General features: G+C 57.0%; 25 protein-coding genes. 11 read left to right on the top strand and 14 right to left on the bottom strand.

What is annotated here, in order from left to right:
• Nucleotides 1-104: 104 nt before the first annotated feature.
• From glpD to C0U40_RS12105, 9 genes are all read left to right on the top strand, one after another.
• On the top strand, nucleotides 105-1,700 hold the full coding sequence (gene glpD, locus C0U40_RS12145) for a glycerol-3-phosphate dehydrogenase (RefSeq protein ID WP_101656058.1): 1,596 nt from the start codon (nucleotides 105-107) through the stop codon (nucleotides 1,698-1,700).
• A gap of 1 nt (nucleotide 1,701) precedes the next feature.
• Nucleotides 1,702-2,805 (top strand): ABC transporter ATP-binding protein, encoded by a 1,104-nt coding sequence (locus C0U40_RS12140; RefSeq protein WP_101656057.1) that lies wholly within the window; start codon nucleotides 1,702-1,704, stop codon nucleotides 2,803-2,805.
• Nucleotides 2,798-3,880, top strand: a complete 1,083-nt coding sequence (locus tag C0U40_RS12135; protein ID WP_101656056.1) for an ABC transporter ATP-binding protein — start codon at nucleotides 2,798-2,800, stop codon at nucleotides 3,878-3,880. Before C0U40_RS12140 ends, C0U40_RS12135 begins: the two co-directional genes overlap by 8 nt.
• The gene (locus tag C0U40_RS12130; protein ID WP_101656055.1) at nucleotides 3,880-4,752 is read left to right on the top strand and encodes a carbohydrate ABC transporter permease; all 873 of its coding nucleotides are present in this window, start codon (nucleotides 3,880-3,882) and stop codon (nucleotides 4,750-4,752) included. The genes C0U40_RS12135 and C0U40_RS12130 overlap by 1 nt, the downstream gene beginning before the upstream one ends.
• On the top strand, nucleotides 4,752-5,585 hold the full coding sequence (locus C0U40_RS12125; protein ID WP_101656054.1) for a carbohydrate ABC transporter permease: 834 nt from the start codon (nucleotides 4,752-4,754) through the stop codon (nucleotides 5,583-5,585). Before C0U40_RS12130 ends, C0U40_RS12125 begins: the two co-directional genes overlap by 1 nt.
• A 20-nt stretch (nucleotides 5,586-5,605) precedes the next feature.
• Nucleotides 5,606-5,878: a DUF2160 domain-containing protein gene (locus C0U40_RS12120; protein ID WP_101656053.1), complete on the top strand. Its 273-nt coding sequence runs from the start codon at nucleotides 5,606-5,608 to the stop codon at nucleotides 5,876-5,878.
• Between the two features lie 66 nt (nucleotides 5,879-5,944).
• Nucleotides 5,945-7,666 carry an ABC transporter substrate-binding protein gene (locus C0U40_RS12115; protein ID WP_101656052.1) on the top strand — a complete coding sequence of 574 codons (1,722 nt, stop codon included), beginning with the start codon at nucleotides 5,945-5,947 and terminating at the stop codon, nucleotides 7,664-7,666.
• Between the two features lie 160 nt (nucleotides 7,667-7,826).
• Nucleotides 7,827-9,314 carry a glycerol kinase GlpK gene (gene glpK / locus C0U40_RS12110; RefSeq protein WP_101656051.1) on the top strand — a complete coding sequence of 496 codons (1,488 nt, stop codon included), beginning with the start codon at nucleotides 7,827-7,829 and terminating at the stop codon, nucleotides 9,312-9,314.
• Nucleotides 9,315-9,326: 12 nt separating this feature from the next.
• Nucleotides 9,327-10,481 (top strand): iron-containing alcohol dehydrogenase, encoded by a 1,155-nt coding sequence (locus C0U40_RS12105; RefSeq protein WP_101656050.1) that lies wholly within the window; start codon nucleotides 9,327-9,329, stop codon nucleotides 10,479-10,481.
• Here C0U40_RS12105 and scpB read toward each other — a convergent pair.
• The 8 genes from scpB to C0U40_RS12065 form a co-directional block, all read right to left on the bottom strand.
• Nucleotides 10,478-11,041, bottom strand: coding sequence for an SMC-Scp complex subunit ScpB (scpB, locus tag C0U40_RS12100; RefSeq protein ID WP_101656049.1), 564 nt, complete (start codon nucleotides 11,039-11,041; stop codon nucleotides 10,478-10,480). The two genes, C0U40_RS12105 and scpB, sit on opposite strands and share 4 nt — an antisense overlap.
• A complete protein-coding gene (locus C0U40_RS12095; protein WP_101656048.1) occupies nucleotides 11,041-11,973 on the bottom strand; it encodes a DUF1403 family protein in 933 nt (310 codons plus the stop codon). The genes scpB and C0U40_RS12095 overlap by 1 nt, the downstream gene beginning before the upstream one ends.
• Before the next feature lie 75 nt (nucleotides 11,974-12,048).
• Entirely contained in the window at nucleotides 12,049-13,230 is a 1,182-nt protein-coding gene (gene doeA, locus C0U40_RS12090) for an ectoine hydrolase DoeA (protein WP_101656047.1), read from the bottom strand.
• 163 nt (nucleotides 13,231-13,393) lie between these two features.
• Nucleotides 13,394-13,834 carry a universal stress protein gene (locus C0U40_RS12085; protein WP_101656046.1) on the bottom strand — a complete coding sequence of 147 codons (441 nt, stop codon included), beginning with the start codon at nucleotides 13,832-13,834 and terminating at the stop codon, nucleotides 13,394-13,396.
• A gap of 16 nt (nucleotides 13,835-13,850) precedes the next feature.
• The gene (locus tag C0U40_RS12080) at nucleotides 13,851-15,137 is read right to left on the bottom strand and encodes a TRAP transporter large permease (protein ID WP_101656045.1); all 1,287 of its coding nucleotides are present in this window, start codon (nucleotides 15,135-15,137) and stop codon (nucleotides 13,851-13,853) included.
• A 3-nt stretch (nucleotides 15,138-15,140) separates the two neighbouring features.
• Entirely contained in the window at nucleotides 15,141-15,788 is a 648-nt protein-coding gene (locus C0U40_RS12075) for a TRAP transporter small permease (protein WP_101656044.1), read from the bottom strand.
• A gap of 73 nt (nucleotides 15,789-15,861) precedes the next feature.
• Nucleotides 15,862-16,881, bottom strand: coding sequence for a TRAP transporter substrate-binding protein (locus tag C0U40_RS12070; protein WP_101656043.1), 1,020 nt, complete (start codon nucleotides 16,879-16,881; stop codon nucleotides 15,862-15,864).
• 141 nt (nucleotides 16,882-17,022) lie between these two features.
• Nucleotides 17,023-18,402: a PLP-dependent aminotransferase family protein gene (locus C0U40_RS12065; protein ID WP_101656042.1), complete on the bottom strand. Its 1,380-nt coding sequence runs from the start codon at nucleotides 18,400-18,402 to the stop codon at nucleotides 17,023-17,025.
• A 65-nt stretch (nucleotides 18,403-18,467) separates the two neighbouring features.
• On the opposite strand from C0U40_RS12065, the gene C0U40_RS12060 reads away from it, so the two are divergent.
• Entirely contained in the window at nucleotides 18,468-18,950 is a 483-nt protein-coding gene (locus C0U40_RS12060) for an Lrp/AsnC family transcriptional regulator (RefSeq protein WP_101656041.1), read from the top strand.
• Between the two features lie 139 nt (nucleotides 18,951-19,089).
• Nucleotides 19,090-20,574, top strand: coding sequence for an NAD-dependent succinate-semialdehyde dehydrogenase (locus C0U40_RS12055; RefSeq protein WP_101656040.1), 1,485 nt, complete (start codon nucleotides 19,090-19,092; stop codon nucleotides 20,572-20,574).
• Nucleotides 20,575-20,588: 14 nt separating this feature from the next.
• Here the strand turns inward: C0U40_RS12055 and C0U40_RS12050 are convergent, their stop codons facing one another.
• From C0U40_RS12050 to comD, 6 genes are read right to left on the bottom strand one after another with little or no spacing between them, the layout of a single operon-like run.
• Nucleotides 20,589-21,713 (bottom strand): alpha-hydroxy acid oxidase, encoded by a 1,125-nt coding sequence (locus tag C0U40_RS12050; RefSeq protein WP_101656039.1) that lies wholly within the window; start codon nucleotides 21,711-21,713, stop codon nucleotides 20,589-20,591.
• Nucleotides 21,714-21,742: 29 nt separating this feature from the next.
• Entirely contained in the window at nucleotides 21,743-22,192 is a 450-nt protein-coding gene (locus C0U40_RS12045; RefSeq protein ID WP_101656038.1) for a tripartite tricarboxylate transporter TctB family protein, read from the bottom strand.
• Nucleotides 22,189-23,694, bottom strand: a complete 1,506-nt coding sequence (locus tag C0U40_RS12040; protein WP_101656037.1) for a tripartite tricarboxylate transporter permease — start codon at nucleotides 23,692-23,694, stop codon at nucleotides 22,189-22,191. The genes C0U40_RS12045 and C0U40_RS12040 overlap by 4 nt, the downstream gene beginning before the upstream one ends.
• A 25-nt stretch (nucleotides 23,695-23,719) precedes the next feature.
• On the bottom strand, nucleotides 23,720-24,673 hold the full coding sequence (locus C0U40_RS12035; RefSeq protein WP_101656036.1) for a tripartite tricarboxylate transporter substrate binding protein: 954 nt from the start codon (nucleotides 24,671-24,673) through the stop codon (nucleotides 23,720-23,722).
• Between the two features lie 45 nt (nucleotides 24,674-24,718).
• Complete coding sequence (comE, locus tag C0U40_RS12030) at nucleotides 24,719-25,282, bottom strand: sulfopyruvate decarboxylase subunit beta (RefSeq protein WP_101656035.1); 564 nt, start codon at nucleotides 25,280-25,282, stop codon at nucleotides 24,719-24,721.
• On the bottom strand, nucleotides 25,279-25,785 hold the full coding sequence (comD, locus tag C0U40_RS12025; RefSeq protein ID WP_101656034.1) for a sulfopyruvate decarboxylase subunit alpha: 507 nt from the start codon (nucleotides 25,783-25,785) through the stop codon (nucleotides 25,279-25,281). The genes comE and comD overlap by 4 nt, the downstream gene beginning before the upstream one ends.
• Nucleotides 25,786-25,862 lie beyond the last annotated feature (77 nt).

The following is a 25,862-nucleotide window of genomic DNA, read 5'->3' as shown; positions in this document are numbered from 1 at the left end:
AAATGCTGTTGGTATATTCCCAGTCACAAACCGGAGGGTGGAGCCAATTCCGGTGTGGTTTTGTGGCGGTGGAGGTCCAAGTGAGTCAGCACGGAAATCAGGACATGATTGACCTGTTCGTCATTGGCGGCGGCATCAACGGATGCGGCATCGCCCGCGATGCTGCGGGGCGTGGCCTGCGCGTTGAACTGGCCGAGATGAACGATCTCGCATCTGCCACATCTTCTGCCTCTACCAAATTGTTCCACGGCGGGTTGCGTTATCTGGAATACTGGGAAGTGCGCCTTGTGCGCGAGGCCCTGATCGAGCGGGAAACCCTGCTCAAGGCGATGCCCCATATTTCCTGGCCGATGCGGTTTGTACTGCCTTACCACAAGGACATGCGGTTTGAGGGCGATACGCCCACATCAAAGCTTTTGAGCTTTTTCATGCCATGGATGAAAGGGCGCCGCCCGTCGTGGCTCGTCCGGCTTGGCCTGTTTCTTTATGACAATCTGGGTGGCCGGGATATTCTGGAAGGCACCAAATCTGTCGATCTGGATAATTCCGTCGAAGGCGCACCCCTGCAAGACCGGTTTCGCAAAGCATACGAATATTCGGATTGCTGGATTGAAGACAGCCGCTTGGTCGTGCTGAACGCACGGGACGCCGAAGCCCGTGGCGCGAAGATAAATGTACGCACAAAAGTTGTGTCCGCTGAACAGGTGGACGGCCATTGGTCAATCACACTGGAAAATACCGTCACCGGCGACCAACGGACAGTGACTGCGAAAATGCTGGTGAATGCCGGCGGGCCGTGGGTCGAAAACGTGATCCGCAACACAGCGCGGATCAACACAACCGAAGGTGTGCGGCTGGTGCGCGGCAGCCATATCGTAACCCGCAAGCTTTACGATCACGACAAATGTTATTTCTTTCAGGGCGAGGATGGCCGGATCATCTTTACCATCCCTTACGAAACGGATTTCACCCTGATCGGCACCACAGATGCGGATCACGACGATGTTTCAAAGCGCCCCGAATGCACGCCCGAAGAACGGGACTATCTGTTGGCCTTTGCTTCAAACTATCTCAAAACCCCTGTCACAAGGGACGATATTGTCTGGAGCTATTCCGGCGTGCGGCCGCTTTACAATGACGGGGCCAGCTCTGCCACGGCCGCAACGCGGGATTATGTGCTGAAGGTGGATACCTCAGCCGGTGCACCGATGCTGAATGTGTTTGGCGGCAAGATCACTACCTACCGCCGCCTTGCGGAATCTGCCCTTGAAAAAATTGCACCGTTTTTTGACGGGTTGCCGGATCGCTGGACCGCTGGAATCCCCCTTCCCGGCGGCGATTTTCCGGTGCAAGGCGTCGGGGATCTGAAGGCTGAACTTTCCTCCCGTTACAGCTTTCTATCCCCGCGCTGGTGCACCCGTCTTGTCAAAGCTTACGGCACCGATGCGTTCGAACTGCTTGACGGGGCGAAAACCGCGGATGATCTGGGACGGAACTTCGGCAGTGATCTAAGCGAGCGTGAAGTACACTGGCTGATGGACAAGGAATATGCGCGGACCGCGCAGGATGTCGTCTGGCGGCGCTCCAAACTGGGGTTGCGCATGACGCCACAGGAAATAGACGCGCTGGATGATTGGATGGCAGAACATGCCGCCGCTCCACCCGCACAGGCGCCCGTTGCGCGCGCACAAGGAGAATAACATGGCACTTGTACTTGAAGGTGTTTCCAAGGTCGTGAACGGCCAGACCCATATCCATCCGACAGACCTTGAACTACGGTCTGGTACGATGAATGTTCTGCTTGGTCCGACCTTGGCTGGCAAGACATCTTTGATGCGGTTGATGGCGGGGCTTGATGTGCCCAACACCGGCAAGGTGTTCTGGGATGGCAAGGATGTCACCGGCATGCGCGTCCAAGACCGCGGCGTGGCGATGGTGTACCAGCAGTTCATCAACTATCCATCGATGACCGTTTATGAAAATATCGCCAGCCCGATGCGGTTGCTCGGCAAATCTGCGGCAGAAATCGACGCGGCGGTGAAGAAGGCCGCCGATTTGATGAAACTTTCGGAAATGCTGGACCGCAAGCCGCTGGAACTGTCCGGCGGGCAACAGCAGCGGTGCGCACTGGCCCGCGCGCTGGTGAAGGACGCGGGACTGGTGCTGCTGGATGAACCGCTGGCCAATCTGGACTATAAACTGCGCGAGGAACTGCGCGCCGAAATTCCGAAGATTTTCGAAGAAGCGGGTTCGATTTTTGTTTACGCCACAACCGAACCGGAAGAAGCGCTGCTGCTTGGCGGCAACACAGCGACAATGTGGGAAGGCCGGATCACCCAGTTCGACAAAACCCCGATCGTTTATCGCCAGCCGGTAGATGCAACCACGGCGCGGGTATTCTCCGACCCGCCTATGAACTTCCTCAACATCCGCAAATCCGGTGATACTTTGCACTTCGGCGACGGACAAAGCGCCGCTTCCACCGGATTTGCCGCCCTTCCGGATGGTGACTACATGGCCGGTTTCCGCCCCAACCATCTGGAACTGGAAAACAGCGGCAGTGCCACGTTGGAGTTCACCGGAACCTTGCAGGTCAAGGAAATTACCGGATCGGAAACTTTTGTTCATCTGGACCACCACGGCGAAAACTGGGTCGGCCTGATCCACGGGGTCAAAGACCTTGAAATTGGCGCTGCACTGAAGGTTTTTCTTGATCCCCGCCACGTATACATTTTTGCGCAGGACGGCACATCCGTAGCCCCTGCTGCCTATGCCACAGAGACAGAGGGCTTGAACCATGGCTAAAATCACCCTCGACAATCTGGCCCATTCCTATCTGCCAAACCCGCAAGGCGAACAGGATTACGCGCTGAAAGAGCTTAACCACGATTGGGTGGACGGAGAAGCCTATGCGCTGCTTGGCTCTTCGGGGTGCGGGAAATCCACACTGCTAAACATCATTTCCGGCCTGCTGCACCCCAGTCAGGGGCGAATCCTGTTTGACGACAAGGACGTGACCCACGCGCCCACCACGGAGCGCAACATCGCGCAGGTTTTCCAGTTTCCGGTGGTCTACGACACGATGACCGTGCGGGACAATCTGGCGTTTCCACTGCGCAATCGCGGGGCGGATGCGGCCTATGTGCGGGATCGCGTGCAACAGATCGCGCAGATGATCGGCATGGAAGAGATGCTCAACCGCAAGGCCCGCGGACTGACGGCGGATGCCAAGCAGAAGATATCGCTCGGGCGGGGAATGGTGCGCGAGGACGTGAACGCGCTGCTGTTTGACGAACCGCTGACCGTGATCGACCCCCACATGAAATGGGAATTGCGCACCCAGTTGAAATCCCTGCATCACGAATTCGGTCACACGATGATTTACGTGACCCACGACCAGACAGAGGCGCTGACTTTTGCGGATAAGGTTGTGGTGATGTATGATGGCCGTGTTGTGCAAATGGGCACGCCGCAGGAATTGTTCGAACGCCCCGAGCATACTTTTGTGGGCTATTTTATCGGCTCTCCCGGTATGAACGTGCTGGAAGCATCAGTCTCCGGCGACAAGGCGGTTCTGAATGGCACGGAAATTCCGCTGGGACAGGGCTTTGGCGCTCTGTCGGGCAAGGTTGAGCTGGGGGTTCGTCCTGAATTCACCAAACTGACCAGCGGCGACACCGGCCTGCCGGTGACAGTCAAACGGATCGAAGATGTTGGGCGTCACAAGATCGTTCGCGCCGATTTCAATGGCACCGAAATCAACGTGATTGCCGAAGAAGGCAGCTCCATTTCACCGGATGCCAACAGGATCATCTTTGATCCCGCAGGGATCAACATCTATGCGGACAGCTGGCGGGTTGCGCCATCGGGGGGGGAATAATGAACAAGACTGTCAACCAAAAGGCATGGTTCCTGATCCTGCCCGTTCTGGTGCTTGTCGCCTTTTCTGCAGTCATTCCATTGATGACGGTGGTCAACTATTCGGTGCAGGACACGTTCGGCAACAACCAGTTCTTCTGGGCCGGTATCGACTGGTTCCGCGAGATGATGGATTCCGAACGGATGTGGGATGCGTTGGGGCGGCAGATCGCTTTCTCCGCCATTATCCTTGCCATTGAGATCCCGCTTGGCATCTTTGTTGCGCTGAACATGCCCAAGCGCGGCTTCTGGGCGTCGTTTTGTCTGGTGCTGATGTCCCTGCCCCTGCTGATCCCTTGGAACGTGGTCGGCACCATCTGGCAGATTTTCGGGCGGGTCGATATCGGCCTGTTGGGGTATACGCTGGATGCGATGGGGATTGATTACAACTATACCCAGAATTTCTATGCGGCATGGATCACGGTCATTGTCATGGACGTGTGGCACTGGACCTCGCTTGTCGCACTTTTGGCCTATGCCGGACTGCAATCCATTCCCGATGCTTATTATCAGGCGGCCAAGATTGATCAGGCCAGCCGTTGGGCCGTTTTCCGCTTTATCGAACTGCCGAAAATCACCGGCGTTTTGATGATCGCGATCCTGCTGCGCTTTATGGACAGCTTCATGATCTACACCGAACCGTTTGTTGTAACAGGCGGCGGGCCGGGCAATTCGACAACCTTCCTGTCGATTGATCTGGTGAAAATGGCACTGGGGCAGTTTGATCTTGGTCCCGCAGCCGCCTTCTCGATCATGTATTATCTGGTGATCCTGCTGATCTCCTATGTGTTCTACACCGTTATGACGAACCTCGATAAAAGGGATGGCCACTGATGTCTGTATCTGTACAAAAACGCGGTGGCTTCCGCATAAAGGGCAACGCCATTGTCATGGGGCTGTATCTGCTGTTCCTGCTGCTGCCGATCTATTGGCTGCTCACGATGAGCCTGAAGACCAACACGGAAATCCTGAACACATTTACCCTTTGGCCCCGTGATCTGACCTTTGACAACTATCTGACCATCCTGACAGATGCGTCTTGGTATACGGGCTATCTGAACTCTATGGCCTATGTGGTGATCAATATGGTGATCAGCCTCGCCGTGGCGCTGCCTGCCGCCTATGCCTTTAGCCGCTATACATTTCTGGGGGACAAACACCTGTTCTTCTGGCTGCTGACCAACCGGATGGCCCCGCCTGCGGTTTTTGCGCTGCCGTTCTTCCAGCTTTATTCCTCGGTCGGGTTGTTTGACACCCATATCGCAGTGGCGCTGGCCCATTGCCTGTTCAACGTGCCGCTGGCGGTGTGGATATTGGAAGGTTTCATGCGCGGGGTGCCAAAGGAAATAGACGAAACAGCCTATATCGACGGCTATTCCTTCCCGCGTTTCTTTATCCGCATCTTCACACCGCTGGTGGCGTCGGGCATCGGGGTTACGGCCTTTTTCCTGTTCATGTTCAGCTGGGTCGAACTGCTGCTCAGCCGGACCCTGACCAGCGTAGACGCCAAACCCATCGCCGCCACTATGACCCGCACCGTGGGTGCCGCCGGTATTGACTGGGGAGTACTGGCAGCGGCCGGTGTGCTGACTATCGTTCCGGGTGCGCTGGTGATCTATTTTGTCCGCAACTACATCGCCAAGGGTTTTGCCCTGGGCCGCGTGTAATCTAACGAAGGAGAGACCTCATGGAATGGATGGCATGGACCTGGCCGACCGCAATTTTCTTTGCAGTGATCGCCGCGACCCTGATCGTGTTCACAATCCTTGCGATCAAATTCCCCGAAACGCCTCGGGTCGGGATTTTGCGGATTGAAACCACACGGGGGGATCGTCTGTTCATCACCCTGTTAGGATCGGCCTTTATCAATCTGGCATGGCTCGCATCAACCAGTGCCCCGCAATGGGGCGCGTTGATCGTCTGTTTTTTTTACGCTGTAGCGGTGTTTCGCTGGGTGTAATCAAAGTGGCTGACCGGCACGCAAGGCCGGAAAGCTTTAATTGTTCAAACCTTGGGAGGAACAAAAATGACCTTGCGACTTAAAGGAACATCCGCGCTTAGCGTGGTGGCCTGTTTGCTGAGCACACCCGTGTTCGCGGATATGGACGCCGCCAAAGCGTTTCTGGATTCCGAAATCAAGGATATGTCCGTCCTGTCCCGTGCAGAACAGGAAGCAGAGCTTCAGTTCTTCGTGGATGCAGCGAAACCGTTTCAGGGCATGTCCATCAATGTGGTTTCCGAGACAATCGGCACCCACGAATACGAAGCCACAGTTCTGGCGCCTGCATTCGAAGCCATTACCGGCATTAAGGTCACACATGACCTGATCGGTGAAGGCGATGTTGTTGAGAAACTGCAAACACAGATGCAGTCCGGCGAAAACATTTATGACGCCTATATCAACGACTCTGACCTGATCGGCACGCACTGGCGCTATCAACAGGCGCGTAACCTGACCGACTGGATGGAAGGCGAAGGCGCTTCTGTCACCAACCCCGGTCTGGATCTGGAAGACTTTATCGGTCTGTCATTCACCACCGGACCGGACGGCAAGGTTTACCAGTTGCCCGACCAGCAGTTCGCCAACCTTTACTGGTTCCGGTACGACTGGTTCAACGACGAAAAGAACAAGGCCGATTTCAAAGAGAAATACGGCTATGATCTGGGCGTGCCTGTAAACTGGTCCGCTTATGAAGACATCGCTGAATTCTTCACCGGCCGTGATCTGACCCACATGGGCGTTGACGGTGAAATCTATGGCAACATGGATTACGGTAAGAAAGACCCGTCCCTTGGCTGGCGCTACACAGATGCGTGGCTGTCCATGGCCGGTGCCGGCGATGTGGGTGAGCCGAACGGCCTGCCTGTGGATGAATGGGGTATCCGTGTAAACGAAAACTCCCAACCTGTGGGTTCCTGTGTCGCCCGTGGCGGTGCAACCAACGGGCCAGCAGCGGTTTATGCTGTGACCAAGGCAATCGAATGGCTGGAAAAATACTCTCCCCCAGCGGCTGCCGGTATGACATTCTCCGAAGCGGGTCCAATCCCGGCACAGGGTAATGTTGCGCAGCAAATGTTCTGGTACACCGCCTTTACAGCCGCATCGGTTGAACCCGATCTGCCTGTGATGAACGAAGACGGTACCCCGAAATGGCGCATGGCTCCTTCGCCACACGGCGCTTACTGGACGGAAGGCACCAAGATCGGCTATCAGGACGCCGGTTCCTGGACGCTGATGAAATCCACTCCTGTGGATCGTGCCCAGGCGGCTTGGCTCTACGCCCAGTTCGTGACCTCTAAAACCGTTGACGTGAAGAAATCCCATGTTGGTCTGACATTCATCCGTGAATCCACGATCCAGCACGACAGCTTCACCGAACGGGCGCCAAAACTCGGCGGTCTGGTGGAATTCTACCGTTCCCCTGCCCGCGTGCAGTGGTCCCCGACCGGCACAAACGTGCCTGACTACCCGAAACTGGCCCAGCTGTGGTGGCAGAACATCGGTGACGCAATGTCCGGTGCGAAAACCCCACAAGAAGCGCTCGACGCTTTGTGTGCCGATCAGGAAAAAGTCCTGATCCGTCTGGAGCGTGCAGGTGTTCAGGGCGACATCGGCCCGAAGATGAACGAGGAAATGGACCCGGAGCACTGGCTGTCCCAACCCGGTTCGCCTAAGGCCAAGCTGGAAAACGAAGACGAAGAGCCAAAGACGGTATCTTACGACGAGCTGATCAAATCCTGGCAGTAAGCCGGTGATCAGGGGGCGGCCCGCCGCCCCTGCGATCCTCAATACCGGAGCGGCCCCGAACGGGCGGGCCGCTCCACCCCGCGCAGGCTTGCGGCCGAAGGCTTGACAGCCGCCCGCGCACCGACATTCTATCGACATCTCAGAAACAGGTGGACATCCCATGACCCATATCCTCGCCATTGATCAGGGCACGACTTCGACGCGGGCGATCCTGTTTGACGAAAACATGAATCCTGTCGCCAGTGCGCAGGAAGAGTTCCGCCAGATTTTCCCCAACTCCGGTTGGGTTGAACATGATCCGGCGGACCTTTGGGCAACGACGGCTGGCACCTGCCGCGCAGCGATCGAGCGCGCAGGATTATCCTCGCGAGAGGTGACGGCAATCGGCATCACCAACCAGCGCGAAACCACCATCGTCTGGAACGCCAAAACCGGCAAGCCGGTCTATAATGCCATTGTCTGGCAGGACCGCCGCACCGCAGAATATTGCCGCAGCCTGCGGGACAGCGGACAGGGCGACATGATCGCGGACCGCACGGGCCTTCTGGTTGACCCCTATTTTTCCGGCACGAAACTGCGCTGGATTCTGGAAAACGTAGATGGAGCACGGCAGGCCGCCGACCAGGGCGAACTGTTGTTCGGCACTGTTGATTGCTATCTGATCTGGAAGCTGACCGGCGGCAAGGTCCACGCCACCGACGCCACCAATGCGGCTCGCACAATGCTATATGACATTCGCAAGGGGCGTTGGAGCAACACAATCTGCGAGCTGTTGAACATCCCGATGGATATGCTGCCCGAGGTCAAGGACTGCGCCGCCGATTTTGGCCATGCCCGGGCGGATCTGTTCGGCCATGAAATTCCGATTTGCGGCGTTGCAGGCGACCAGCAGGCCGCCACGGTCGGGCAGGCCTGTTTCACCCCCGGCATGTTGAAATCCACCTATGGCACCGGTTGTTTTGCGCTGTTGAACACAGGGGAAACCCCTGTGGTTTCAAAAAACCGCCTGCTGACCACCATCGCCTATCAACTGGATGGCAAGCCGACCTATGCGCTGGAAGGGTCGATCTTTGTAGCAGGCGCTGTGGTGCAATGGCTGCGGGACGGCTTGCAGATCATCAAGGATGCTGCGGCAACCGAAGCGCTGGCGCGGGATGCGGATGATAATCAGGATGTGATCCTTGTTCCTGCGTTTGTGGGCCTTGGTGCGCCCTACTGGAACCCTGACTGCCGCGGTGCGGTTTTCGGTCTGACCCGCGGTTCCGGTCCGGCGGAAATGGCGCGGGCTGCATTACAAAGCGTGGGTTTCCAGACCCGTGACCTGCTTGATGCCATGTCCGCAGACTGGCAGGTGGACGGCGTGCAACCGACCCTGCGGGTAGACGGTGGCATGTCTGCCAATGATTTTGCCATGCAGTTCCTGTCTGATATTATTGCAGCCCCTGTGGACCGCCCGAAGGTACTGGAAACAACCGCGCTCGGGGCGGCGTGGCTGGCGGGGATGCATGTAGGCCTCTACCCTGATCAGGAAACTTTCGCCAAGGGCTGGGCGCTCGACAAACAGTTCACACCGAAAATGGACGAAGACCAGCGCAAGTCCAAATATGCCGGATGGAAAAAGGCAATCGACGCCACGATGAGCGTTTAAGGCTGGCAGACAATGAATTTTAACGCATTTACTTTTACTGCCCCGAACACAATCCATTTCGGGCGCGGCAGCCGGAGCAAGGCCGCCGGACTGGCGGCAACATTTGGCAGATCAGTTCTTGTCGTCCATGGAGCGACATCCAAACGGGCAGAGTGGCTGCTGGAAGACTGTGCAAATGCGGGTCTTACCGTGCAGACCACCGCCTGCAACGGGGAACCGGATCTGCCTTTACTGGAAGCCGCCCTGCCCGGTATCAGAACCGCGCCACCGGATGTTATCATCGCCCTTGGCGGCGGTTCCGTCATGGACTTTGCCAAGGCGCTTGCCGCACTGGTTCCCTGCACAGCGTCACCACGCAGTTACCTTGAGGTCGTCGGCGACGGGCGCAGCCTTGATGCCGCCCCCCTGCCAGTGATTGCACTGCCAACCACAGCCGGAACGGGGTCGGAAGTCACGCGAAACGCGGTGATCACAGTGCCAGACCGCGCCATAAAAGTCAGCTTGCGCGATCCGCGGATGATCCCTTGCGCTGCTATTGTCGATGCGGACCTTATGGAAGGCGCACCCAAAGCCGTCATACTTGCCGCCGCGCTGGATGCGGTAACGCAGGTGATCGAACCCTATCTCTCGGTCAAGGCCAATCCGATGAGTGATGCGCTTTGCCGGGGAGCCATTCCCGAAGGTATCGCCGCGCTCAGACCGCTGATCGAGGAAGATTCGGCAGAAGCCCTTGACCGGATGGCATGGGTCAGCACCTGCGGCGGCCTTGCGCTGGCCAACAGCGGCTTGGGCGCGGTGCACGGTTTTGCCGGTGTCATCGGCGGGATAACCAATGCGCCCCACGGTGAAATCTGCGGCGCTCTCTTACCGGCGGTGCTGGCCTCGCATCGGCAGAAAGCGCCGCAAGGCAGCGGGATCGCCGAACGAACCGGATGGGTGCTGGATCTGATCAATGAAGCTTTCGCCACAGGCGATCAACCGGACGGGGTGCTGGCCCTACAAGACTGGTCCCGCACCAACGGCTTGCGGGGGTTGTCTGCGATGGGGCTGGACAAGGGCATATTTGCGCAAACTGCAGCCCTTTCGGCGGGTGCTTCCTCTATGAAGGGCAATCCATTCCCTCTCAGCCAGTCCGAACTTGTCGCCATTCTTGAACAAGCAGCCTAGGCCTGCGGGAAATCCATCTCCGGCAGGTCGCGCAGGCTTTCAAGGTCAAAGGTGCGTAAAAACTCCGGCGTTGTCACAAAGGTATGGGGCGCACCCGGACGGGGGCTGCGCGGACCGTTGGCGATCAGTTTACGATATTGCAGACGGGACAGCAGATCGCGGTTTACATCCTTGCCGAAAACATCCCGCAAATCCGCACGGCTGACCGGTTGCTGATAGGCAATGGTCGCAAGCACCAAGAGTTCGGACTCGCTCAGCCGGACGCCCTTATCCTCGCCGTGTCTGGCCTTGTGAATGACAGGCGCAAATTTTTTGCGCGTCCTCATCATATAACCGCCGGCCACGGCGACCACCTCGTAGGGGCGGCGGATCAGATCGGCGTTAATATCCGTGATCAACCGATCCAGCTTTGCACCCTGCCCGATCACCGCCATCAGGGATTTTTCCGCAACTACCGTATCGCTGGCGAATAACACCGCCTCGACCCGCGCCATCCATTCCTGCCACCGCACATCTTCGGGTAATCCCGCAAGTTCGCGATCAAATTCTTCCTCTTCCATCACGCCAACCCGTAGAGCCGAAAGCTGCCCCGCCCCGTCAGTTCTTTCACGGCGCCAAGGCTGACCAGACGGTCGCAAAGCCGGCGGGCCGAACGGTCCGTCATGGCCGTCTTGGTGCCCTTTATGACGGGCGACAACATGGTTCCGGGCGAGATCGCGTCTTCTTGCAGAAACAGCGCGACCGCATGACCCGAACCCTTGGAGCGCAGTTTCGGGGCAACCTGCTGCAACATGGTCGCGCGGCGGCTGAGGTCATGGGCCAGAGCAGTTGCAGTGCGGGCGGCGCGGGTCAAAAGCAGATGAAGATCAGCGACCTGAAGATCGCGCAAGGCGGCGCGGGTCAAATGCAGCGCAGTCAGCGGCAGCGGAGCGGACCACCCAAACCCGCGGGCCAGCACAACATCCGCGCAGATCATCGCGGTTGCTTCTTCGCGGGGGTCCGCCTCTAGGATAAGTCGCATAAGGCCGACAGCTTGCGCCACTGGGCTGCCCGCTGTCTCTGTCTGTTTGAACCAGTGGGGCAATGCCTCTGCAAAGGGTTTGGGCAGGATTTCGTTAAACGGGTCGATCCAGTCCTTGCCCCGCAGCCGTAGGGCAGCAGCGCGGCGCCAGCGCAGGTACATCTCTCCCGCGGGGCCCATACTGTCGCCGGGACGTGTAAGGTAGACCGCATCGCGGATCGCTGCTGCCGTTTCGGCACGGCCTTCGATCCTCAGCGTTGCCTCGCTTGCCAGCAATGCCAGACGGTTGCGCAGCAGTGTGACAGGCACCGCGCCGCTATGGTGCGTCACCAATCCGTGCAACACGCAAAGCGCAGCACCGGATGCGAAAGCTGCTGCCTCTGGCGATTGCCCGCTTGCAGGCTCGGCCCAGTGGGGGAAAGGCGCGAAATCAACATCTTGCGCAGCGGGGGTGATTTTGGCCTGCTTCATAGTGGAAGGCTAACAGCAAACGGCGGTTCGGGCTACTTGAAACCGTTAAACCGCCGCGCTTTTTGATCTAAAAAATCAGTCCTTCACAAACAGTTTGCGTGGGGTGGTACAGAAACATTCGTGGCCGGTTTCTGTAATCCGGATGGGTTCGGTAATTTCCAGACCGCCATCATCCAGCCAGAGCGCGGGCATGAAGTGGAACGTCATATCCGGTTCCAGAACCGTCTGGTCACCGCGCCGGAACGAAATCGTCCGCTCGCCCCAATCGGGTGGATAGCTGATGCCGATGGCATAGCCGCAGCGGGAGTCCTTTTCAAAGCCTGCCTTGTTCAGCGTTGCGTTAAAAGCATTGGCAATATCCTCGGCACGGTTCCCCGGTTTGGCCTGTTCCAGCCCCGCATCAATCGCATCCAGGACAGCGGCTTCCGCATCGCGGTATTTCTGCGGCACCTCGCCAAAGAACAGGGTGCGGGATTGCGGGCATTGGTACCGCCGGTGCGCCCCTGCGATTTCAAAGAAGGTCGCCTCCCCTGTTTCCATCGGGCGGTCGTCCCATGTCAGATGCGGTGCGGTGGCGTCCATGCCGGAAGGCGCCATCGGCACAATCGCGGGATAATCGCCCCAAAACCCGTCCGCGCCGCGAATGCCAGCGGCATAGATCTCGGCCACCAGATCGTTTTTACGCATTCCGGGTTCGGCCACCTCTAGGATATGTTCGTGCATAACTTCGACAATCCGGCCCGCGCGCTGCATATATTCGATCTCGCGCTCTGACTTGACGGCCCGCTGCCAGTTCACCAGCCCCGTTGCATCCTGAAGTTTCGCCTCGGGCAATTCGCGGACAAGGGTCGCATGGGCAGCAGCGGCGTAATAATAATTGTCCATCTCCACGCCAAGCCGCGCCTTTTCCAGACCCTTTTCTTTCAGCAGCGCTGACAAATCTTCCATCGGATGTTTTTCAGGGTTCTGCACGTAAGTGTCGTCATAGCCGCGAATACAATCGTCTTCCATAAAGACGGTCCGCCGCGCGCCAAGCGCATCCATGCCACGGCCCCACCAGACCGGCTCTCCCTCGTGTGTCAGGATCACCGCCTGATAGGTGTAGAACGACCAGCCGTCATAACCCGACAGCCACGAGATATTGGACGGGTCGCTAACGACGATCGCATCAAGACCTTTTGCAGCCATTGCCTTGCGGGTTTTGTCGATCCGGCGCAGGTATTCTGTGGTGGTGAAATTGGCCTGAAATGTCGTCATGGCGCTTCTCCGGTTATACAAATGTCAGAGTGTTTCCAGACCGGAGCGATAGACTATGTAACAACCGGCAGGGATAGGTTCATTGGCATCACCTTTTGCCGCGATGTCAATGATAAGAAAGACTTTAATCTTATAAACCGAGAATTGCGGTTCAAAGCGACGTTTAGACGACAAGGACCGGCATCTTTGCCAGCCCTATTACCTTGTGCGAGACACTGCCAAGCAGATAGCTGTCGCCGGAAGAACCAAGCCCGCGGCTGCTGAGCACGATCAGGTCAGCTTCGTGCTTTTGGGCAAATTCCGTAATCGCCCGCGCCGGTCGGCCGTTGCGCACGAAGGCGCGTAAATTTGTGACTCCGGCCTCAGCCATGACCGCTTTACCGTGGTTGATAATCTCGGTTGCGTGTTCTTTCATGGCATCATCCAGATTGCCCGGATCGCTGACCCGCACCATCGAAAGCGATGCCTCCAGCATAGAATGGTGGCGATAGACTGTCAGCAAGGTCACTTTTGCGCCGGTCAGCAGCGCCATTTCTGCCGCCTTGTGAAGGGCACGATTGGCGGTGACCGATCCGTCATAAGGCGCAAGGATGTGGGTAAACATAGGCGTCTCCTCCGGTCTATTTTGCGAATGCCAGATCGCGCAGGAACAACGCGATTTGCGGGAAAAAGATCAGCGCGACGGACACGCTCAACAGCATCAGAATAAACGGCGGGGTGCCGCGCACCACTTCTATATAGGGGCGTTTGAAGACTGCTATGGCCGTGAAAATATCACAGCCGAAGGGCGGCGTGGCCGAGCCGATCGCCACCTGCAATGTGATCACTGTCCCCACCAATACCGGATCAAGCCCGACGGATTTTACCACCGGCGCAAAGATTGGCACCAGCACGAGGATCACCACAATTGGATCAACGAACATACAACCGATAAAAAAGGCAATGGAGATCACGAAGAGAACGCCGATCGCGCCCATTTCGTCAATGCCGATAGACCCGAGAATGGCCTGCGGGATTTGCGCAAAGGAGATGACCCATGAAAATGCCGCCCCTGCCCCCACAAGGATAAACACAACAGCGGTGATCAATCCGGTGGATTTGGCGGTTTCGTAAACGCCGTGCCAGTTCAACGAGCGGAACACGATGGTTTCCAGTATCAGCGCGTATAGCACACAGGCCGCAGCGGCCTCTGTCGGGGAAAAGATCCCGCCGTAGATCCCGCCGATGATAATGGCCGGAAACCCGAGCGGCCAGAGCGCCTTTTGCACCGCACGTGCGCGCTGGCCCCAAGTTGTTTTCTCCTCGGTCGGCACATCATGGCGGATCGCGTAAATCACTGCATAGATGGAAAACAGCACAAGGATCAGCAGCCCCGGCCCGATCCCCGCGATAAACAGTTCGGCAATAGAGGTGTTGGATACCACACCGTAAATAATCATCCCAATGGAGGGCGGAATCAAAAAGGCAATGTCAGAGGAATTTACAATCAGCGCCAGAATGAAGCTGTCTTTATAACCTGCTTTCAACATACGCGGCCGCAACGGTGAACCGATCGCCACCACTGTGGCCTGTGTCGAACCGGACACCGCCCCGAACATGGTACAGGCCGCCGCCGTGGACACGGCAAGACCACCCTTCATATGGCCGACAAAGGACATCACCATATCAATTAACCGGCCCGCAGACTGGCCCCGCGTCATGATGTCGGCTGCAAAAATGAACATCGGCACCGCGATGAGCGAGGCAGGGCGTATCCCCGCCATCATTTGCTGGATCATGGTCTCCATTTGGTCCAACCCGCCAAACAACATGAAAAAACCAACGAAGGCCCCGACGATCAGCGGGATCATCATCGGAAAGCCGAGCAGAAGAAGCACGATCATGATTGAAAAAATGGTCAAAGCCATGGCTCAGATCTCCTGCTCGTTGTCGTCGTAGCCTTCCAGCACGTTGGTGGACAGGTAGATGTCCTTCTCGATCATGTTCTTGACCGCAGTCAGAAGGTATTGAAGTCCGGTCATAAAGAATCCGACAGGCACCCAGACCAGCGGCATCCAGACCGGAATCTGCAAGGCAGGCAGCACCCTGCCCCGCCCCGCCTGTGTCAGCAGGTATTGCAGCGCGTACCAGGCCAGTCCGAACATGAACACGGCCGTTACCAGAGAGATCACGATCATCATCAATTTGCGCAGCTTTGGCGGCATGGCATCAAAAATCGCGGACATCCGAATGTGCCGACCGTGGCGCGCAGCATAGGAAATACCGGCAAATGTAATCAGGATAATCAGGATGCGGTTGAGCTCTTCGGAAAAGAAGATCGAACTCTGGAACACAAAACGCCCTACCACATTGGACATGGTGTTCGCGGCCATCAGCAACACACCTGCTGCCAGCATCAGGGATTCGATCCGGCTGATGCCGTTGTCGATGGTTCCCAGAAATCCCGGAAGGCTGGATTCATAGGCCGTCAGCGGCGCATCATCGAGTCCGGTGGTATCGGTGTTCGATTGTTCCTGTGACCCGTGGTTTGCGTCTGTCACCTTCAGAATCCTTCGCATCTATGACCGAAACAATAAATTGGGAACGATCCCCCGACCGGTAATCGGGGAACCGTAAACTCTTGGAGGAGTGTTATTTCTTGACCGCTTCGAGATCGGCCTTGAACTGCTCCAGCAGTTCCTTGCCACTGTCGCCTGTCATTTCGATGAAGGCTTCTTCAACCTGCGCAGCCGCGTCGCGGAAAGGCTGGCGCTGTTCATCGTCCAGCACGGTGATCGTGTAATCCGGCTTGGCTTTCTTGATCCCGTCGATAGACGCCTGTGTCTGGCCCTTCTGGTATTCGAGAATATACTCGAATGCTTCATCCGTGGCCTTCTGAATCACTTCTTTATCCGCATCCGACAGTCCCTGATAAAAGTCCTGATTGGCCATAACAGCGGTGGTGAAATTGTTGTGACCGATATAGGTCAGATGTTCGCTCACCTCGTACAGCTTGTTGGACAGGATGTAGAATGTCGGGTTTTCCTGCCCCTGAATGATGCCGGTTTGCAGCGCACCGTAAACCTCGCCCCACGGCAGCGGGGTGGGTGTTGCGCCGAAGGCTTTGTAGCTTTCAACTAGCAGCGGGTTGGTCATCACGCGGACTTTGACCTGATCAAAATCTTCAGGAGAGCTGATTGGTTCCTGCGTGGTAATCCCGACTTCGCCTTCTGGGAACATGGTCAGCAATTCCAGCCCCTGCTCGGCATAAAGTTTCGGGAACATCTCGTTCACGGCCTTGGAGGTGCGGAAGAACTCGAACAGTTCTTCTTCATTGTCCGGCAGCAGGTAAGGCACAAAGAACACTTGCGCTTCGGGGATCAACGCGCCTGTGAATCCCGGTGACTGGTCCACGAACTGCAGGATGCCGGCCTGTGCCTGTTCCATGATATCCGCACTTTCGCCCAGTGTCCCGTAGGGGAACAACTGGATCTCGTGATCGGAATTTGCCTCAACCACTTCCTTGAATTTCTGGGCGTATTTCCCCTGAACCTCGTCCATCGCTTCTTCGAAAGCATAGCGCCAGGTCTCCGCCGATGCGGTGCCCATTGCAGCGATAGAGGCAACAGAGGCGACAATGCCCCCCGCGAGAAGATTTTTAAATAGAGACATAAAGTCCTCCTTAAACGCGTGCAGGCACCACCCGAAAGTGGTGCCACACAAATTGTCATGATTAATTAACCATTTCGAACCATGACAATCATGTCAATGTCATTATTGAACCATGACAATTCCACCCATGCGCGAGCGGGTTTAAGCAGGATTGAGGTGCGGTTCCTGACCCATGATACCGGCAATGATCCGCAGACCTTGGGTGAAATCCGGAAAGCTCAGCCCCCCCAAAGCGATGCGAACACCTGTGTGATTCTCATGCGGACCGATACTGAAACTGGCACCTGCCGCAACGGCGACTCCCATCTGGCGGGCTGTGTCGACCAGACGCTGTTCCTGTTCGGCACCGCGAGTGTTCAACCAAACGTGCAGGCCGTTCGGTGCCATCTTGTAATCAAGGCCGCGAAACAGGTTTTCTACGACCCCGGCGCGGTCCGACAAAGCTGCCTTTTGGCGGTCCAGAAGGATTTGCGCTGTGCCGTCCATAATCCAGCGATAGGCGATTTCAGTCATCAGGTTCGTCGCCATCCAGTTCATCACCAGATGCCGGTTTGCCGCCGCCCGCGCAAGATGATCGGGGACCACCAGATAGCCCACCCGCAGGCCGGGCAAGATGGATTTGGTCAGACTGGTAAAGAACAAAACCCGCTCCGGCGCCAGCGCGGCCAGAGGTGGCGGCCCCTGCAACAACGGCCCCCAAGCATGATTTTCTACGATCAAAATATCATAACGTCGGGCAATATCGACAATGCGGGCACGCCGTTCTGCCGACATGACAAAACCTAAAGGATTCGTGCCGCCGGGCATCAAATACAAAGCTTTTACAGGCTCTTGTGCGCAACGTTGCTCCAGAGCATCCGGACAGATACCGTCGTCGTCGACACGCACCCCTTCAAGCCGCATCCCCAGATATCGTGTCAGGGAGCGTAAGGTATGATGGCCAACATCTTCGCTCAGCACCAGATCGCCTGCCTGTGCCGCGGTCATGAGCGCCATGCTCATCGCGCTGGTGCTGCCATTGGTGACGACCACGCCAGAGCTGCCTGTATCCAGACCGCAAAGCTTCAACCATCGCCGCGCGGATTCCGGCTCGTCGTCCTGCGGTTCGTCAGGACGAAACCCCGACAACACCGCCGGTGGCAAAGAGCGGGCCATGCTGCGCAAAACCTTTTCCATCGCGATGTCGTGTATCTGATCCAGCACCGGTTTGATCAGGGACATATCCAGCACCTTGTCAGCGGTCTTGCGGCTGACAAAGGGCACCGGAAATTCATCCTGCACGCCTCGTACAAATGTGCCCCGACCGACTTCACCGACTACCCTGCCTGCCTCGGTCAGCTTGTCATAGGCCCGGCTGACAGTCTGCACGCTCAACTTCAGATCATAGGCCAGTTTACGATGGGGCGGCAGTTGGTCCCCGGGCTTGAGATCACCATGTTGAATGGCGAGTTCTATGGCCTGAACCAAAGAACGGTAGGCCGGACGGGTGATGGTTTCGGGATCGGGGAGCCATTTTGTCATGATACGGGATACTCACGCTAATCAGTACAATTGACAAGCCCTCCCGTCACGCCCATGACTGTGATATGAGCTTCACGAAACTTGATAAACGCGATATTGCCATTCTCAAGACCCTTTCGGCAGAGGGTCGGATTTCCAAAACCGCCCTTGCGGATCGGGTGAATCTTAGCGCGACGGCTTGCTGGGACAGGCTACAACGGCTGGAATCTTCGGGTCTGATCAAAGGGTATCATGCGGAAGTTGAACTGCGAAAGCTCGCGCCCCATGTCACCGTGTTCGTATTAGCCGAACTGGCCAATCATAATGCCGAGGCCTTTCAGACCTTCGAAAAAATCGTTCAACGCCATCCCGAAATAACCGGATGCTGGGCTTTGGGCGGCGGTTTTGACTATTTGTTACAGGTCATCAGCCGCGACATTGAAAGTTACCAACAGCTAATAGAAACGGTGCTGGAAGAGGACGCAGGACTTGCACGGTACTTCACCTATATCGTGACGAAAGCTGTGAAGAACGCCGCCCTGCCCTTTGATCTTCTATTCGACGCCTGACGTCCGCACCGAAAAATTACCCGTCAAAAACCGGCACCAGGCGATAAATCATCGGCGCAGGCCTCTAAATCCCGAAGCACTCTCCCCCGCCTTTGCACTAGCCTGCACGAAACAGGCCTCTCGTAAAGGATCGGAACCGATGACACAGCACACAACCTGCACCCCCGCCGGATTTTCAAATCTAGCCTGCCCTGCCTTGTGGCGCGATCTGGCTTATGTGGATGGCGCATGGAGCAGCGGTACCGCGAAAGAGGTTTTCGCAGTGACGGACCCTGCCAACGGGCAAAAGCTCGGACAAGTGGCAAAACTGAGCGGTCAGGACGCGCGTGAGGCGGTGACTGCAGCCCAGTCTACTTTTGCGCAATGGTCGGGATTGCTTCCGCAAGAGCGGTCCCATATTCTGCGGCGGTGGTATGAACTCATGCTGGAACATAAGGAAGACCTTGCGCAGATTATGACTGCGGAACAAGGCAAGCCGATCTCGGAATCCCGCGGCGAAATCGACTACGCAGCCGCATTTTTCGAATTCTACGCCGAAGAGGCCCGTCGGCCGAATATCGAGGGCGTCACATCCCACTTGCCGGATGCAGAGGTAGAAGTCTGGCGCGAACCGGTCGGGGTTGCGGCCCTTGTGACGCCGTGGAATTTTCCGTCTGCCATGCTGACCCGCAAGGCCGGTGCCGCACTTGCGGCGGGTTGTACCGTTGTGGCTCATCCTTCCGCCGAAACCCCGTTTTCCGCGCTGGCGCTGGCTGAACTGGGGGAACGGGCCGGGTTGCCCAAGGGTGTGTTCAACGTTGTCACCGGAGACGCCGCAGAGATCGTCGGCGCATGGATGGAAGACACCCGCGTGCGGGCTGTTTCCTTTACCGGATCGACCGAAATCGGACGTCTGCTCTATTCCCAAGGGGCAGACACGATCAAGCGGTTGGTTCTGGAACTGGGCGGGCACGCACCGTTTATTGTGTTTGACGATGCTGATATGGATCGTGCCGTTACCGAGGGGATCAAGGCGAAATTTGCCACCTCGGGACAGGATTGTCTCGGCGCGAACCGCTTTCTCATTGCGCGGGATTGCTATGATACCTTTTGCGCCGAATTTGCCAAAGCCACGCAAGCTCTGACAGTCGGAGCAGGCGTCGACGATCCGGACATCGGTCCGCTGATGAATGAAAACGCGGTTGTGAAGCAGGAAGAACAAATCCGCGATGCGCTGGACAAGGGCGCGCGGTTGCTGTGCGGCGGCAAGCGTCCCGCCAAGGGGCCGCTGTTCTTTGAACCTACTGTGCTGGCCGATGTTCCCGCAAATGCGCGGATCATGCACGAAGAAACCTTTGGGCCAATGGCAGCCATCGCAGCCTTTGACACGGAAGAAGAGGTGATCGCGCGGGCCAATGACACAGAATACGGGCTGGTCGCCTATGTTCACAGTCAGGACCCACGCCGTATTTACCGTGCAAGTCGTGCGCTGCAATTCGGGATGGTGGCGGTAAACCGGACCAAAGTCACCGGCGCACCGATCCCCTTTGGCGGGGTGAAACAATCCGGTTTGGGTCGGGAAGGATCGCGGCTGGGGTTGGAAGCCTTCACAGATGTGAAATACGTCTGCCGTGATTGGGCCTGATTAAAGGGGCGTGTTCACACAGGCGGGGCGATCACCTCCGGTGTGATCTGCTTTAACTTTCGCAGGCCAAGCTGGGCCAGCGTGATGCTGACCTCCTGCGCCAGAACATCCCGCATCTGGCGCAGCCCCCCTGCCCCGTTTGCTGCAATCGCGTAGGAAAACACCCGCCCTGCAAAGACGAAATCCGCCCCCATAGCATAGGCTTTGACGATGTCTTCACCGCTTTGGATACCGCTGTCAAAAAACAGCGGAAATTCCGGCCCCAGTGCCTCGCGGATATTTCTCAACGCGTGGATGGCGGGCGGGGCGCTGTCAAGCTGGCGGCTGCCGTGGCTTGAAACCTGCACTGCATCCACGCCCGCTTCCCGCGCCCGTTTTGCGTCCCGCGCGTCCATCACGCCTTTCAGAACCAGCTTGCCGGACCATTGGTCCCGCACCCGTGCCAGTGTGTCCCAATCCGCCCCGGCGCGGCTTTCCTCGCGATCGAACTCCCCGAAGGCACCTCCGAAATTGCCCATATCCGGTTTGCCTTTGATCAGTTGGGGCAAAGACCACGACGGATGGCAGGCGAAATCCACGAACTGACGCGGGCCGATGCGGAAGGGCATCTTGAAACCACGGCGCAGTTCCCGCGGGCGACGGCCCACTTCCGGCACATCAACCGTCAGGACGAGCGTCTCATACCCTGCGGATTTAGCCCGCGCGATTAGACGGTCCGCCGTTCCGGTGCTGCGGCTTATATAAAGCTGGAACCAGGCGTTGCCCTGTGACTGCTCCCACATCTCCTCAAGCGAGGTAGAAGCGACGGTGCTGACACCAATTGGAATACGATCCGCAGCAGCCATTTGCGCGAGCAACCGATCCGCGGAAGGACTGGCCAGATTGCACATCCCCATCGGCGCGATCCCGAAGGGTAATTTGCAAGCCTTGCCAAACACCTGCCCCGCGATGCTGCGGTTTTCCACGTTGTTCAACACGCGCGGTTGTAGTTTGATCCGCTCCATCGCCGCACGATTTGTCCGCGCACCGCATCCCGTCCCCGCCGTGCCGTCGATATAGTCGAACACCATCCACGGCAGCCGCCGCTTTGCGATCCGGCGGGCGTCCTCAAAACTGTGGATCGCATTATTGAAGAACATGGCGGGAGTCCCTTTCCGACAGGTCCGGTTCAGGGCAGCGGTACATTCAGCACATACTTGAACAAAGCGAAAAAACAGACCATGACCACCGCGCCGCTGCTCCAGTAAAGCAGCACCGTGCGTGTCGTCCATTTGTCGTGCATCGCCGCGATCAGGCCGCCGGCAAAGGCGATCACACCAGCCGGAAGGAAGCCGATCACCGGCATCGCAAAGCAGGCAGCCAACATGCTGACCACCAGCAGGATACGTCGCCACCAGCTCCCAGTGCCGAACCCGCCCCGATCAGACGGGCGCAGTAGCCGGGTTATCAGCGACAGCCCCGCCGTAATGATCAGGATCACCGCAACGGTTTGCGGAAACACCTGACTGTCGCGATCCGTATAACTCGCTGCATCATAAAGCGTCGCCGCGCCTGCCAGCATGAAAAACGCCGATGTGAGTAGCGAACCGATGTGACCTTGAGAAGTTGAAACGCTCATTGTGCAGTTCCTCCCGCAGCTTTGGCGCGGCGTTTGGCCATGAATACCGGCAACACCAGAGTGATCAGGGTAAAGGCAATGATACCTTGGGAAATGGGGCGCCCGAAGAACATTCCTGTCAGGTTGTTGGTCGCCGCACCAATGGTCCAGCCCTGCACAAACCCCTGTTCGGCAATTGGACCGAGGATCAGGCCCAACACAATCGGGGAGGCTGCAAATCCGAACCGTGCCACGACCCAGCCGAAGAGACCAAGGCACAGCATAATAACCACATCAGAGATACTGTTGCGGATGGCAAAGGTGCCGATGATCGTCATAAAGCCCACCGCCGGCACCAATACGGCCTTCGGGATGGTAACGATGGATTTATAGGCATAGCGCCCGATCAGCAGGCCCGCGGGCAGCATCATGATTGTTGCAATGATTAGCCCGTAGATGAAAGTGTAGACGATCGAACCGCTTTGCTGAAACATGGTCGGACCCGTGCGCACACCTTGCACCAGCAGCGCACCCAGCACGATGGCATCCGGCGGCGTTCCGGGAATTCCCAGCACCAGCGTCGGGATGAACCCGCCGCCCACAGTGGCGTTATTGGCGGATTCAACGGCCATGATGCCATCGGGTTCGCCCTCGCCGAATTTCTGGTGGGGTTTTGCGCCGCGCTTCACTTCGGAATAAGCCACAAGTCCTGCCACCGAACCCCCTGCACCCGGCAGGATACCGACCAGCGTGCCGATGATTGAAGAGCGGACAAGATTGAATTTGGAGCGCATAGCAAGACCGAATGCTTCTCCGATGCGCACGGATTTAACGTCTTTTTCGACCTTCAGGTGACGGTCCGGCACAGCCACAAGGTCTATCAGGACGGGAATACAATAAAGCCCGATCAATGTACCCACCACTCCAAAGCCGCTGATCAGGGTCTGGCTGCCAAAGGTCAGGCGGATGTCGGCGGAAATCTCGGCCACGCCGACGGTAGAAAGGATCATTCCGAACGCCCCGCCAGCGAGACCTTTCATCAGGTTACCTGTGGACAGGGAAGCGATCAGGGACAGACCAAAGACCGAGAGCCAGAAATATTCTACGGGGCCGAAGGCAAGCGCGACCTTGGACAAAGGTGGCGCAAGCAACAGCAGCGCGAAAGCCCCGATCAGGCCGCCGCAAACCGAAGCAAAACAGGCTAACGCGACAGCCAGGTCTCCGTCCCCTTTCTTGGCCATGGGATAACCGTCAAAGGTGGTCGCAATCGCGGAAGGCGTGCCGGGAGTATTAAGAAGAATGGCGGCATAGGCCCCGCCATAAAGGGCGCCAGTATAAATCGCCCCCAGCAGGATCAACGCCGACGCGGGATCCATGCTGAAGGTGATCGGCACCAGAACAGCCAGTGCCATAGTAGCGGTCAGGCCGGGGATTGATCCAACAATCGTCCCCGCCGCCACACCGAACAGTGCCAAACACAGGTTGAACGGCGTCGCAGCGGTTAGAAAATGCTCGAAATTCATAGAAGTCTCTCCGGCGTGACCTGATTTATTTAATGAGTCCGGCTTCGCGGGCGTCTTTCAGATACTCCTCTTTACGCTCTGCCATGAAGGCTTCCATTCCGGCGGCATCAACGTCCAGCAAGGCAAATCCCGCATCCAGCATTTTCTGGCGGAAAGCTTCGTCTGCGTTGACTTCGCCAATCATGTCGGACCACATTTTGGTGGTTTCCTCGCTGGCTGTATTGGGCAGGGCAATCCCGCGATAGGCACCACCGACCATGTCATAGCCGAGTTCCTTGAAGGTCGGCACATCGGGGAACAGCGGGTGGCGTTCTTCCATTGCAACGGCCAGCAGTCGCACCGCATCACCCTGCGCAGCGCCTACGGTGGTATATCCCCATTCTGCCTTTACCTGTTTGCCAAGCAGGGCCGTCACAGCAGCGCCGGTCCCCTTGAACGGAACATAGGTGGTCATCGCACCGGTCATCTTGTCGAACTTGATTTGCGCAAGATGGTTTGCGCTGGCCTTGCCTGATCCGGAAATAGTCACCTGACCGGGGTTTGCCTTGGCATCGGCCACCAGATCTTCAAGAGTCTGGTAAGGGCTGTCCGCTGTCACAACCAACGCATCCGGTGTGAAATGGAACATGTAAAATGTATTCAGTTCATCCGTGGTAAAACCAACATCCTTTTGCGCCGGTTTGATCACGATATGAGGCAGGTTCACGCCCATGATGGTCTGGCCGTCACTGCTCAACCCGTTGAGCGAAGCCCAACCCACGGCCCCGCCGCCGCCCGGCTGGTAAGACACAACCAGATCCTGTCCGAATTTCTCTTTAAAGAAAGGTTGTTGCAACCGTGCGGAAATGTCGGATTCACCGCCCGGACCGAATGGAATGATGTAATTGACCGGACCGCTTAACTCCGCCGATGCGACGGTTGCAAGACTGGTAACCAGCGCCATTGCGGCACCGGCTTTCAAAATGGTTCTTCTCAGCATAATTTTCCTCCCTATTGTGCTGTAAAGCTTAATTCTGTTGATCTATCAGGTATTTGCCTCCCGTATCGCTGTCATAAACCTGTCGCGGATCACAACCGGATCCTTGGTAATGACAGGTACCTTGATATTTCCACTTTTACATTTACACACGATGATCGTCATCTTGTCACTCGCAATCGCCTCGCGCATGACATCGGTGCAGTCTTCGGCCTGACATTCGATTACAGTTTCACAGCCGCAGGCTTTGGCAACCGCAGCCAAAGACGTTTTCTTGCCCGCATAGGTGGGTTGGTCGCCGGTCGATCCATAGCTGCCATTGTCGATGATCAGCAGGATAAAATTGTCCGCCACGTTATTGGCAATGGTTGGCAATGTACCGAAATTGGTCAGGACCGAACCGTCACCGTCAATGGAGATCACCTTTTTGTCCTGCGCCAGCGCCACCCCCAGACCGATAGAGGATGACAGCCCCATCGTTCCCAACATGTAAAAATTTGTCGGCTGGTCATCGAGCATGTGAAGCTCCTGACTGGGCAGGCCGATATTACAAACGACAAGCTGGTCGGAAATGACTGGAACAAGCTCTTTTAATACTTCGGAACGGATCATTGGTCGCCGTAGCCTCCCCAGAAGGTTGCATCGGTCAGGATCGCGACCGGTTTGTTGCACATGAATGTGTATTTCAGGATTGTATCCAGCTCTTCCGCGTCGGATTGCTGATGGAAGTGATAGGTTGGGATATGAAGCTGGTTGAGCAGCGCCTTGGTGTGAACCGCCATTTCCACCTGACAGGCCACCGGCTCTTTCAGCTCTCCGCGATAGGAAATCAGCATCGGCAGTGGCATCCGGTAGAACTGTGTCAGTGTCACAAGCGTGTTTACCGTCACACCGATCGCAGTGTTCTGCATGATTATGGCCGAACGCTTCCCCCCCATAAACGCACCTGCGCAGATCCCGATGCCTTCGTCCTCTTTATTGCTCGGAATGTGATAGATGTCCTTGCAGGCGTCAATTTCATCAATTACCCCTGCCAGTTGTTTGCACGGCACGGTTGTCACCAGTTCGATGTCGTTGTTCACGAAATCCGCGACGATCTTCTTGTCTATATCCACGGTAAGATCCCAAAAGTTACAGTCCCTGCCTACCGTTGTTGTAAAGGCGATCTAAATCAAATCATTAATATTTGCGT

The sequence above is a fragment of the Neptunicoccus cionae genome (assembly GCF_002860325.1).
Lineage (GTDB): Bacteria > Pseudomonadota > Alphaproteobacteria > Rhodobacterales > Rhodobacteraceae > Amylibacter > Amylibacter lutimaris.
This window is presented reverse-complemented; position numbering and strand designations above follow the sequence as displayed.